The organism is Enterobacter sp. FUJ80071 (assembly GCF_038739915.1).
GTDB classification, from domain to species: Bacteria; Pseudomonadota; Gammaproteobacteria; order Enterobacterales; family Enterobacteriaceae; genus Enterobacter; species Enterobacter kobei.
Map to the genome: position 1 here is coordinate 4,403,071 of NZ_JBBXKH010000001.1, position 11,908 is coordinate 4,414,978.

Annotated in this window: 8 protein-coding genes; 1 reads left to right on the forward strand and 7 read right to left on the reverse strand. The window is 57.7% G+C overall.

Annotated features, from left to right (window positions below; all coding sequences use genetic code 11):
• Positions 1-21: 21 nt before the first annotated feature.
• The 6 genes from glgP to asd all read right to left on the reverse strand — a co-directional run bounded on the left by glgP (position 22) and on the right by asd (position 10,724).
• Positions 22-2,469 (reverse strand): glycogen phosphorylase, encoded by a 2,448-nt coding sequence (glgP, locus tag AAER43_RS21425; protein WP_014885554.1) that lies wholly within the window; start codon positions 2,467-2,469, stop codon positions 22-24.
• Between the two features lie 18 nt (positions 2,470-2,487).
• Positions 2,488-3,921 carry a glycogen synthase GlgA gene (gene glgA / locus AAER43_RS21430; RefSeq protein ID WP_023331499.1) on the reverse strand — a complete coding sequence of 478 codons (1,434 nt, stop codon included), beginning with the start codon at positions 3,919-3,921 and terminating at the stop codon, positions 2,488-2,490.
• Entirely contained in the window at positions 3,921-5,216 is a 1,296-nt protein-coding gene (gene glgC / locus AAER43_RS21435; RefSeq protein WP_023337914.1) for a glucose-1-phosphate adenylyltransferase, read from the reverse strand. The genes glgA and glgC overlap by 1 nt, the downstream gene beginning before the upstream one ends.
• 17 nt (positions 5,217-5,233) lie before the next feature.
• On the reverse strand, positions 5,234-7,207 hold the full coding sequence (gene glgX / locus AAER43_RS21440; protein ID WP_057057857.1) for a glycogen debranching protein GlgX: 1,974 nt from the start codon (positions 7,205-7,207) through the stop codon (positions 5,234-5,236).
• The gene (gene glgB, locus AAER43_RS21445; protein ID WP_014885558.1) at positions 7,204-9,390 is read right to left on the reverse strand and encodes a 1,4-alpha-glucan branching enzyme; all 2,187 of its coding nucleotides are present in this window, start codon (positions 9,388-9,390) and stop codon (positions 7,204-7,206) included. The genes glgX and glgB overlap by 4 nt, the downstream gene beginning before the upstream one ends.
• 230 nt (positions 9,391-9,620) lie before the next feature.
• On the reverse strand, positions 9,621-10,724 hold the full coding sequence (gene asd / locus AAER43_RS21450) for an aspartate-semialdehyde dehydrogenase (RefSeq protein WP_023331502.1): 1,104 nt from the start codon (positions 10,722-10,724) through the stop codon (positions 9,621-9,623).
• Between the two features lie 177 nt (positions 10,725-10,901).
• On the opposite strand from asd, the gene yhgN reads away from it, so the two are divergent.
• Positions 10,902-11,495: an NAAT family transporter YhgN gene (gene yhgN / locus AAER43_RS21455; protein ID WP_003861574.1), complete on the forward strand. Its 594-nt coding sequence runs from the start codon at positions 10,902-10,904 to the stop codon at positions 11,493-11,495.
• 101 nt (positions 11,496-11,596) lie between these two features.
• Here the strand turns inward: yhgN and tusA are convergent, their stop codons facing one another.
• Complete coding sequence (tusA, locus tag AAER43_RS21460; RefSeq protein WP_014885560.1) at positions 11,597-11,839, reverse strand: sulfurtransferase TusA; 243 nt, start codon at positions 11,837-11,839, stop codon at positions 11,597-11,599.
• Positions 11,840-11,908 lie beyond the last annotated feature (69 nt).

Consider the following 11,908-nt stretch of genomic DNA (forward strand, 5'->3'; position numbering starts at 1 on the left):
AGCCGCCACCCGGCTATGTTTTTACAGCCTCACCGGATCAATATGCCAGATCGTCTCGGCATACTCCTTGATGGTCCTGTCGGACGAGAAATACCCCATATTGGCGATGTTATGCATCGCAGCACTGGTCCACTTCTCCTGCTGACGGTACAGTTCGTCCACCTTATCCTGACAGTCCACGTAGCTGCGATAATCCGCCAGCACCTGGTAGTGATCGCCAAAGTTAATCAGCGAATCCACCAGATCGCGATAGCGGCCCGGCTCGTCCGGGCTGAATACACCGGTCGCGATCTGCGTCAGTACCTGACGTAACTCTTCATCTTTTTCATAGAACTCACGCGGCGAGTAGCCTTTTCTGCGCAGCGCCTCCACTTCTTCCGTGGTGTTCCCGAAGATAAAGATGTTCTCAGCCCCTACGTGCTCCAGCATCTCAACGTTCGCCCCGTCCAGGGTGCCAATGGTCAGCGCACCGTTGAGGGCAAACTTCATGTTACTGGTCCCGGAGGCTTCCGTACCCGCCGTTGAAATCTGCTCAGAGAGATCCGCCGCCGGGATGATCAGCTGCGCCAGGCTTACGCTGTAGTTCGGGATGAACACCACCTTCAGCTTGTCGCCAATATCCGGATCCAGGTTGACGACCTTAGCCACATCGTTGATGAGATGGATAATGTGCTTCGCCATGTAATAGGCGGAAGCGGCTTTACCGGCGAAGATTTTCACGCGCGGCACCCACTCGGCCGTCGGGTCGGCCTTAATCCGGTTGTAGTGGGTAATCACATGCAGCACGTTCATCAGCTGACGCTTGTACTCGTGAATACGTTTGATCTGCACGTCAAACAACGCTTTCGGGTTGGCGACCACGTTCAGATGCAGCGCAAGGTAAACCGACAAACGCTTTTTGTTCAGCAGCTTGGCTTCGCGCACGGCTTTGTTCACCGTCGGGAAATCAATGTGCTGTTCCAGCTCGCTCAGCTGGCTCAGGTCGGTGCGCCAGGTGCGGCCAATGTTCTGATCCAGCACGTCAGAAAGCGGCTGGTTCGCCAGCGCCAGCCAGCGACGCGGCGTGACGCCGTTGGTCACGTTGCAGAAACGCGTCGGGAAGATCTTCGCGAAATCCGCAAACAGCGACTGCACCATCAGGTTTGAGTGGAGCTCAGACACGCCGTTTACCTTGTGGCTGATCACTACCGCCAGCCAGGCCATGCGTACGCGACGACCGTTGGATTCATCAATGATCGACGCCCGGCTCAGCAGGCCGGTATCGTTCGGGTACTGCTCCTGCAGCGTCTTGAGGAAGTAGTCGTTAATCTCGAAGATAATCTGCAGGTGGCGCGGCAGGATTTTGCCGAGCATATCCACCGGCCAGGTTTCCAGCGCTTCGCTCATCAGCGTGTGGTTGGTGTACGAGAACACCTGGCAGGTCACTTCGAATGCCTCATCCCAGCTGAACTTATGCTCGTCGATAAGCAAACGCATCAGCTCTGGAATAGAGAGCACCGGGTGCGTGTCGTTGAGGTGAATCGCGGTTTTCTCCGCCAGATTGGCGTAGGTTTTGTGCAGCTGGTGATGGCGGCTGAGGATATCCTGAATCGTCGCCGAGACGAGGAAATACTCCTGGCGCAGGCGCAGCTCGCGGCCGGAGTAGGTTGAGTCATCCGGATAGAGGACGCGGGACACGTTTTCAGAGTGGTTTTTATCTTCCACCGCGGCGAAATAGTCACCCTGATTGAATTTACCGAGGTTAATCTCGCTACTGGCCTGGGCGCTCCACAGGCGCAGCGTGTTGGTGGCATCGGTGTCATAGCCGGGGATGATCTGGTCGTAGGCCACGGCCAGGATCTCTTCGGTCTCCACCCAGCGGGATTTTTTTCCTTCCTGCTGAATACGCCCGCCAAAGCGCACCTTGTAGCGGGTATTGTGACGCTTGAACTCCCACGGGTTGCCATACTCCAGCCAGTAGTCCGGCGACTCTTTCTGACGCCCGTCGACGATGTTCTGCTTGAACATGCCGTAGTCGTAGCGAATGCCGTACCCGCGTCCCGGCAGCGCCAGGGTCGCCAGCGAGTCGAGGAAGCAGGCGGCAAGACGCCCCAGGCCGCCGTTGCCGAGGCCTGGGTCGTTCTCTTCGTCAATCAGCTCTTCTAAATCCAGCCCCATCTCTTCGAGGGCGGTTTTAACGTCGTCGTAAATGCCGAGCGACAGCAGCGCGTTGGAGAGCGTGCGGCCAATCAAAAATTCCATCGACAGGTAGTAAACCTGACGCGTTTCCTGCGAGAGCTGGGCGCGGTTTGATCGCAGCCAGCGTTCAACTAAACGGTCGCGCACCGCAAACAGAGTGGCGTTCAGCCACTCGTGTTTGTTGGCGATGACCGGATCTTTCCCGATGGTGAACATCAGCTTATAGGCGATGGAGTGCTTTAACGCCTCAACGCTGAGCGTGGGTGAAGAGTAGCTAAATGGAGCATTCATATCAGTAACTTCGCCTCGTTACATCAAGCGTTGATAAAGATCGCGGTACGACTGCGCCGCAACGTGCCAGCTAAAGTCCATGGACATCGCCTGACGTTGTACGTAACGCCACAGCGACGGACGGGACCACAAGACGAAAGCACGCCGAATCGCCCGAAGCAGCGACCAGGCATTACTGTCTTCAAAAACAAACCCGCTGGCAATACCGTCCGCCAGGTTTTCCAGTGAGCTATCGGACACCGTATCCGCCAGCCCGCCCGTGCGGCGTACCAGCGGCAGGGTGCCGTATTTCAGGCCATAGAGCTGCGTCAGGCCGCAGGGCTCGAAGCGGCTTGGCACCAGAATGACGTCTGCGCCGCCCATAATGCGGTGCGAAAATGCCTCGTGGTAACCAATCTGCACGCCCACCTGCCCCGGGTGTTCCGCTGCCGCCGCGAGGAAACCTTCCTGCAGCACCGGGTCGCCTGCGCCGAGCAGCGCCAGCTGTCCGCCCTGCTCGAGCAAGCCGGGCAGCGCCTCCAGCACCAGGTCCAGCCCTTTCTGGCTGGTCAGGCGGCTCACCACCGCGAAGAGCGGCACTTTGTCGTTGACCTTCAGCCCCATTGCAATCTGCAGCTGGCGTTTGTTTTCCGCTTTGTCTTCCACGGAATCGCGACCATAGCGTGCCGCCAGCAAGAGATCGGTTTCCGGACTCCAGATCTGTTCATCCACGCCGTTCAGAATGCCCGACAGGCGGCCTTCCCGATGGCGCTGTTGCAGTAGCCCTTCCATGCCGTAGCCAAACTCCGGCTGGGTGATTTCTCGCGCATAGGTTGGGCTGACCGCCGTGATGTGATCGGCGTAGTACAGCCCCGCCTTCAGGAACGAAATCTGCCCCTTAAACTCCAGCCCGTGCATGTTATAGAACGACCATGGCAGATCGATGTCATTCATATGATGCGCGTAGTACATCCCCTGATAGGCGAGGTTATGCACCGTAAAGACCGATTTTGCCGGGTGACCGCGCGCGGCGAGATACGCCGGAGCCAGCCCGGCATGCCAGTCGTGCGCGTGCACCACATCCGGACGCCAGAACGGATCCAGACCCGTCGCCATTTCTGCACCGACCCAGCCGAGCAGCGCAAAGCGCAGCACGTTGTCGGTATAGGCGAACAGGTTCGTATCGTGATACGGGCTGCCCGGTCGATCGTATAAGTGTGGCGCGTCGATCAGGTAAATCCCTACGCCATTGTAATGTCCAAACAGCAGGGTGATGCGTCCAGCAAACGTCTCACGGCGGGTCACAACCTTTGCATCAGGAATGCCGCGCCGGATATCCGGGAAGGCAGGCAGCAGGACTCGGGTATCCACGCCTCCGGCGATTTGTGCCGCCGGTAATGCACCAAGAACATCCGCCAGACCGCCCGTTTTTAACAACGGGAACATCTCAGAACATACGTGTAAAACCTGCATCATCGCTCCTGTTTGATCTGCAGCTTCCGCAACATTTCCCGTGTGACTAACACGATCCCCTCTTCCGAACGGTAGAAACGACGCGCGTCTTCTTCCGCGTTTTCACCGATGACCATCCCCTCAGGGATGACGCAGGCGCGGTCGATCACGCAACGACGCAGACGACACGAACGCCCTACCCAGACATCCGGCAATAAGACCGCCGAATCGATATTACAGAATGAATTTATCCGCACGCGCGGGAACAGCACGGACTGCACCACCACCGAACCGGAGATAATGCACCCGCCAGAGACCAGCGAGTTCAGCGTCATACCGTGGCTGCCGGAGCGGTCCTGCACGAATTTGGCCGGCGGCAAGGATTCCATGTGGGTACGAATCGGCCAGTTCTGGTCGTACATATCCAGCTCAGGCGTGACTGAGGCCAGATCGAGGTTCGCTTTCCAGTACGCTTCCAGCGTGCCCACATCGCGCCAGTAAGGCTCGGCATTCGGGTCTGACTGCACGCAGGACAGCGGGAAAGGATGTGCATACGCCATGCCAGCTTTGGTGATTTTCGGGATGATGTCTTTACCGAAGTCGTGACTGGAGTTTTCGTCTTTGTCGTCGTCTTCCAGCAGCTCATAAAGATAATCTGCATCAAAGACATAGATCCCCATGCTGGCGAGGGATTTGGTGTCATCGCCCGGCATGGTTGGCGGGTTCGCCGGTTTTTCGACGAAGTCGATGATTTTATCGTCGGCGTCCACGTGCATCACGCCAAACGCCGTCGCCTCGGCAACGGGCACCGGCAGACACGCCACGGTGCAGCGCGCCCCTTTTTCGACGTGGTCGATGAGCATGTGGGAGTAATCTTGCTTGTAGATGTGATCCCCGGCGAGGATCACAATGTATTCCGCGTTATAGCGACGAATGATGTCGAGGTTCTGCGTCACCGCATCCGCCGTCCCGCGATACCAGTTCTCGCCGTGAACACGTTGCTGAGCAGGAAGGAGATCGACAAACTCGTTCATCTCTTCACTGAAGAATGACCAGCCGCGCTGAATATGCTGAACCAACGTGTGCGACTGATACTGCGTAATGACGCCAATACGGCGAATGCCTGAGTTCAGGCAGTTGGAGAGCGCAAAGTCGATGATGCGGAACTTACCACCAAAGTGAACGGCCGGCTTGGCGCGCTTGATGGTCAAATCTTTCAGACGGGTACCACGCCCGCCCGCAAGTATCAGGGCAACCGTTTTTAATGGTAACTGGCGTGCCAACATTAAGGGATCGTTCTTCTCTAATCTAACCATGACTAACTCCTTTTTTATCATCTTTGGAATACGCACACTCCGTGCGCAGGCCCGTGCCAGACAGCCATTACTACCGGATTATCCGCTCCGGCAAAGGGGGGAACAGCGCGCCATTCCCCGTCAGGTAAAACAATCTCTGCGACGTTATCCGTCGCGTTCAGCGTCACCAGCCACTTATCCGACAGCAGGATTTGCAGACAGGTGATGCCGTGTTGCCACTCTTGCGCACTCAACGGTTGCGCGTCTTTATTCAGCCAGCGAACGTTGCCGTCGCCCTCTTCCCACCAGCGATCGGCGGTGAGCGCGGGGATCTGCTGGCGAAGGTGGATCAGCGCTGCGGTGAAATGGGTCAGTCCACTGTTCGCCTCACCCCAGTCGAGCCAGGTCAGGGTATTGTCCTGGCAATAGGCGTTATTGTTGCCGTGCTGACTGTGGCCGTGCTCATCGCCCGCCAGCAGCATCGGCGTGCCCTGCGATAACAAAAGCGTCGTCAGCAGCGCATGAACGCTGGCGCGACGCCGCTCAATCACGTCCAGGCTCCCGCCTAATCCTTCTATACCATGATTAAAGCTATGGTTATTGTTAGTGCCATCGCGATTCTCTTCGCCGTTCGCTTCATTGTGTTTCTGATTGAAACAAACGCAGTCGCGCAGCGTAAAACCGTCGTGCGCCGTCACCAGATTAATGGTGGCCGACGGCCGTTTGCCGTCGCGCCTGAAGAGATCGCTGGAGGCGGCAAAGCGCCCGGCGAACTCCCCCAGTGACAGATCGCGCGCCAGCCAGAAGCGGCGCATGGCATCGCGATAATGGTCGTTCCACTCGGCAAACAGCGGCGGGAAATTCCCCACCTGATAGCCGCCCTCACCGATGTCCCACGGCTCGGCGATCAGTTTCACCTGCGAGAGCACCGGGCAATTTTTGATGGCCTCAAACAGCGGAGCCTGCTGGCTGAATGCCGGCGTGCGTCCCATAACGGGCGCCAGGTCGAAACGAAAACCGTCGACGTGGAACGTCTCAACCCAGTATTTCAGGCATTCATAAGCAAAATGCGTGACCGCTGGATGGCTGAGGTTGAGGGTGTTACCGCAGCCGGTCCAGTTCTCGTAATCGCCATCCTCTCTGATCCAATAATAGCTACGGTTATCAATTCCGCGCATGGAGAGCGTCGGGCCGTCGAGATCGCTTTCAGCGCTGTGGTTCAGCACCACGTCCAGAATGACCTCAATGCCCGCCGCGTGCAGCGCCTTCACCGCATCACGAAACTCGTCCCGCGCCGTCTCCGGATGGGCGGCGTAGCGGGGTTCTAGGGCGAACATCGCCAGCGGGTTGTAGCCCCAGTAGTTGCTCAGCCCCAGCCGCTGTAGACGGGGTTCATTGGCGAAATGGGCGACGGGGAGCAGTTCCAGCGCGGTGATACCGAGGTGTTTCAGATAGGCAATCATCGTCGGATGGCCGAGTGCCTGATAGGTGCCGCGCATCGCGTTGGGGATCGACGGGTGCAGCCAGGTCAGCCCTTTGACATGCGCTTCATAAATTACGGTGTTGCCCCACGGCGTGCGCGGCGGAGCATCGTCTTCCCAGTCGTAGAGGTCGTTCACCACCACGCTTTTGGGCACGACCGGTGCGCTGTCGCGGTGGTCGGGCTCACCGTAGCCGACGTGAAACAGCGGGTCGTCTTTAAACTCGCCGTCGACGCGGTGCGCGCACGGATCAATCAACAGCTTCGCCGGGTTAAACCAGTGCCCCTGAGCCGGTTGCCACGGACCGTGTACGCGAAAACCGTAATGCATCCCCGGACGCCCGCCGGACAGGTACCCGTGCCAGATATCCCCTGTGCGAGACGGTAAATCGTAACGGTGCTCGTTACCTTCCCCGTCAAACACACAAAGTTCCACCCGCTCCGCGTGAGCGGAAAAGAGCGTGAAGTTCACGCCCTTACCGTCAAAACGCGCGCCGAGCGGTTCGGGATGACCTGCCGTAAGCTGCGTCATTCACCCTCCCGCATCAGCCAGATGGTGCCAAGCGGCGGCAGCGTCAGGCTCAGGGAGTTTGGCCGCCCGTGGCTTTCGATGGCATCGCTCTGCACCAGCCCGCCGTTACCGGCGTTGCTGCCGTGGTAGTGCATGGAATCGGTATTCAGAATTTCGCGCCATTTCCCCGGCTGGTTAATGCCAAAGCGGTAGTGTTCGCGCGGTACCGGCGTAAAGTTACTGGCGACGATGATTTCGTTGCCAGCTTTATCACGACGCACAAAGACAAATACCGAACGCTCATGGTCGTCCACTACCAGCCACTCGAAGCCGTAGGGGTCGAAATCCAGCTCGTGGAGGGCTTTGTGATGGCGATAGGTCAGATTCAGGTCACGCACCAGACGCTGCACGCCGTGGTGCCAGTTGTCGCCGCCTTCCAGCAAATGCCAGTCGAGACTGGAGTCGTGGTTCCACTCGCGCCCCTGGGCAAATTCATTGCCCATAAACAGCAGTTTTTTACCCGGGAAGGCAAACATCCAGCCGTAGTAGGCGCGCAGGTTGGCAAATTTCTGCCACGCATCGCCCGGCATACGGTCGAGAATGGATTTTTTGCCGTGCACCACTTCATCGTGCGACAGCGGCAGCATGAAGTTTTCGGTGTAGTTATAGAGCAGGCCGAAGGTGAGCTTATCGTGATGGTACTGACGGTACACCGGGTCGAGCTTCATGTAGTCGAGCGTGTCGTGCATCCAGCCCAGGTTCCACTTATACCAGAACCCCAGACCGCCTGATGACGGCGGTCGGGAGACGCCTGCAAAGTCCGTCGACTCCTCCGCCATGGTAACCGCACCCTCGACCTGCTCACCGATAATACGGTTAGTGCTGCGCAGGAATTCAATCGCTTCCAGGTTTTCGCGGCCGCCATACTCGTTCGGGATCCACTCGCCCTCTTTGCGGCTGTAGTCGCGGTAGATCATTGACGCCACCGCATCCACGCGCAGGGCATCAATGCCGAAGCGCTCAATCCAGTACAGGGCATTGCCGACCAGATAGTTCGCGACTTCACGGCGACCATAGTTGTAGATCAGCGTGTTCCAGTCCTGGTGATAGCCTTCACGCGGGTCGCTGTGCTCGTACAGTTTTGTGCCGTCAAACTCTGCCAGCGCAAAGTCATCAGAAGGGAAATGACCAGGCACCCAGTCGAGGATCACGTTCAGCCCGGCGGCGTGCGCGGCATTAATGAAATAGCGGAAGTCATCGCGCGTGCCGAAGCGGCGTGTTGGGGCATACAGCCCGGTTGGCTGGTAGCCCCAGCTGCCGTCGAACGGGTGCTCGTTAACCGGCAGCAGTTCGAGGTGGGTAAAGCCCATCCATTTAGCGTACGGCACCAGCTGGTCGGCGAGTTCCCGGTAGCTCAGCCAGAAGTTGTTATCGGTGTGGCGGCGCCAGGAGCCGAGATGCACTTCATAGACGGAGATCGGCGCATCAAAGCGGTTGGCCTGTTTACGCTCTTCCGTCTGGACCACCTTCTCCGGCAGGCCGCAAATCAGCGACGCCGTGTCCGGACGCATCTGCGCCTCGAAGGCATACGGGTCGGCTTTAATGCGCAACTTGCCGTGAGCATCGATCATTTCGAATTTGTAGAGCTGGCCGTTATGCGCCCCCGGGATAAACAGCTCCCAGATGCCCGTCTCCCGGCGCAGGCGCATCGGATGGCGACGACCGTCCCAGTAGTTGAACTGCCCGACAACGGAGACGCGCTGGGCGTTAGGCGCCCACACCGCAAAACGCGTGCCGGTGATGCCGTCCATGGTATCCGCATGAGCACCCAGCGTTTCATAAGGGCGCAGATGCGTACCTTCAGACAGCAGCCAGGCGTCCATCTCTTTTAAGAGCGGACCGAAGCTGTAAGGATCATCAATCAGGTTTTGCTGGCCGTGCCAGATAACGGCGAGTTGATAACGAAAGGGGTTTTTACGGCGGGGCATGATACCCGAGAAGAAGCCACGCGAGTCGAGGCATTCAAGATTGGCCACCTTGCGGCCGGTTTTGGGCTCGATGACCCACACTTCGGTCGCATCCGGTAACAACGCCCGAACTTCCAGCCCGGCCTCTGTACGGTGCATCCCCAGCACGGAAAAGGGGTCGGCAAAATGACCCGCAATAAGCGCATTAATCACGTCTCTATCCACACGATCGGACATGGTATTCATCCTGTTTTTTATGTCGTCCTTTTTTAGCGCCTGGGACGACTTTAATGTGACCTGACGGGCATCCACTCAGTCCCGTCCTAACCTCAGGTAAGAAATGACTCTTCCTTAAAGCATAGCCAACGCTCTACATGACTCCTGATAAAAAATAAGACATACGCGTGTTACTCCATGTAGTACGCAAAAAAAGGGGGTGAAAATCACCCCCGGTCATTAACAAATTATTACGCCAGCTGGCGTAGCATGCGGCGCAGCGGTTCGGCGGCGCCCCACAGGAGCTGGTCACCGACGGTGAACGCGGAGAGGTACTCCGGCCCCATGTTCAGCTTACGCAGACGGCCAACCGGCGTGGTCAGCGTGCCGGTGACGGCAGCCGGGGTCAGCTCACGCATGGTGATATCGCGATCGTTTGGTACCACTTTCGCCCACGGGTTGTGCGCGGCCAGCAGCTCTTCCACGGTCGGAATAGACACATCTTTTTTCAGTTTAATGGTGAAGGCCTGGCTGTGGCAGCGCAGTGCGCCGATACGCACGCACAGACCGTCAACCGGAATGGTGTTCGCGGTATTGAGGATTTTGTTGGTCTCAGCCTGACCTTTCCACTCTTCGCGGGTCTGGCCGTTATCCAGCTGTTTGTCGATCCACGGGATCAGGCCACCGGCCAGCGGTACGCCAAAGTTATCCACCGGCAGCGCGCCGCTGCGGGTCAGATCGGTGACTTTACGCTCGATATCGAGGATCGCGGATGCCGGGTTTGCCAGCTCGGTTGCGACACTGTGGTGCAGCTGGCCCATCTGGGTCAGCAGCTCGCGCATATGACGCGCGCCGCCGCCGGACGCGGCCTGGTAGGTCGCCACGGAAACCCATTCAACCAGATCCTGCGCAAACAGGCCGCCAAGGGACATCAGCATCAGGCTGACGGTGCAGTTACCACCGACAAAGGTTTTCACACCGTTGTTCAGGCCATCGGTGATCACGCCCTGGTTAACCGGGTCGAGAATAATGATGGCATCGTCTTTCATGCGCAGCGAAGAGGCCGCGTCAATCCAGTAGCCCTGCCAGCCGCTTTCACGCAGCTTTGGATAGATTTCGTTGGTATAATCGCCGCCCTGGCAGGTCACAATAATATCAAGTGCCTTCAGCGCTTCCAGATCGTAAGCATCCTGCAACGTGCCTGTGGTACCACCAAAGGACGGTGCAGCCTGGCCGAGCTGGGAAGTGGAGAAGAAGACCGGGCGGATAGCGTCGAAATCGCGCTCTTCAACCATGCGTTGCATGAGTACAGAGCCGACCATACCGCGCCAGCCGATGAAACCAACGTTTTTCATAGCATTTTTTTCCTGCTGAGGGTGTGTGCTGATTGTGCAAGCCAGTATTGAACTGGGATATGCTTCACATTACAAAATGCTGCCAAAGTCGCAAGCGAAATTAATCGATGATTGCCCGGCAATCAGAAATACAGCTAATTATCATAATAACCATAGAGATGTTCAGGGATAATTTACATGAGTGAAATCATTTCCGCAGCGGTTTTATTGATCCTGATAATGGATCCACTGGGCAACCTGCCTATCTTCATGTCGGTGCTGAAGCACACTGAGCCGAAGCGCCGCCGGGCGATCATGATCCGCGAGCTGCTCATCGCCCTGCTGGTGATGTTTATCTTCCTGTTTGCGGGAGAAAAGATCCTCGCCTTCCTGAACCTGCGCGCAGAAACGGTCTCCATTTCCGGCGGGATTATTCTGTTCCTGATTGCCATTAAGATGATTTTCCCGAGCGCCGAAGGGAGCAGCAGCGGCCTGCCCGCGGGGGAAGAGCCGTTTATCGTACCGCTGGCGATTCCCCTGGTCGCCGGGCCGACCATTCTGGCCACCCTGATGCTGCTGTCGCATCAGTATCCGAATCAAATGAGCCACCTGGTGATTGCCCTGCTTATCGCCTGGGGCGGGACATTTATCATCCTGCTGCAATCGTCGCTGTTCCTGCGCCTGCTGGGGGAGAAAGGGGTTAACGCGCTGGAGCGCCTGATGGGGCTGATTCTGGTGATGATGGCGACGCAGATGTTCCTGGACGGGATCCGCGCGTGGATGAAAGGCTAGGTAAAAGCAAAATGGCCACGCAGTGGCCATTTTTAGTGTTTGCCCCCTCTCCCCGTGGGAGAGGGCCGGGGTGAGGGCATCAGACCGCAGCGGCGGACCACCTACCCCTTACGAATCAAATACCGGTACGGCAGCGCTTCTGTCTGCTGCGCCACAAGCTCATGCTCCATAAAGGTACAAAACCCGGGAATATCGCGGGTCGTGGCCGGGTCGTCGGCAATAATCAGCAGCGTTTCACCGGGCTGCATGTTACGCACGGTCTTACGAACCATCATTACCGGCTCCGGGCAGCGAAGGCCCTGAGCATCAAGGGTATGGTCTGGGCTGGAAAACAGGTCGGTCATGGTCTTCTCGGTCTGGTAAAAACGGCTGTAGTTTACGCCCGGTGGCGGACAATGCAAACCAGGTTAACG

Excerpts from the sequence above, each read along its gene's own strand:
- glgC (WP_023337914.1), bottom strand. The coding sequence starts at position 5,216 with ATGGTTAGATTAGAGAAGAACGATCCCTTAATGTTGGCACGCCAGTTA.
- glgB (WP_014885558.1), bottom strand. The coding sequence starts at position 9,390 with ATGTCCGATCGTGTGGATAGAGACGTGATTAATGCGCTTATTGCGGGT.
- glgA (WP_023331499.1), bottom strand. The coding sequence starts at position 3,921 with ATGCAGGTTTTACACGTATGTTCTGAGATGTTCCCGTTGTTAAAAACG.
- asd (WP_023331502.1), bottom strand. The coding sequence starts at position 10,724 with ATGAAAAACGTTGGTTTCATCGGCTGGCGCGGTATGGTCGGCTCTGTA.
- glgX (WP_057057857.1), bottom strand. The coding sequence starts at position 7,207 with ATGACGCAGCTTACGGCAGGTCATCCCGAACCGCTCGGCGCGCGTTTT.
- yhgN (WP_003861574.1), top strand. The coding sequence starts at position 10,902 with ATGAGTGAAATCATTTCCGCAGCGGTTTTATTGATCCTGATAATGGAT.
- tusA (WP_014885560.1), bottom strand. The coding sequence starts at position 11,839 with ATGACCGACCTGTTTTCCAGCCCAGACCATACCCTTGATGCTCAGGGC.
- glgP (WP_014885554.1), bottom strand. The coding sequence starts at position 2,469 with ATGAATGCTCCATTTAGCTACTCTTCACCCACGCTCAGCGTTGAGGCG.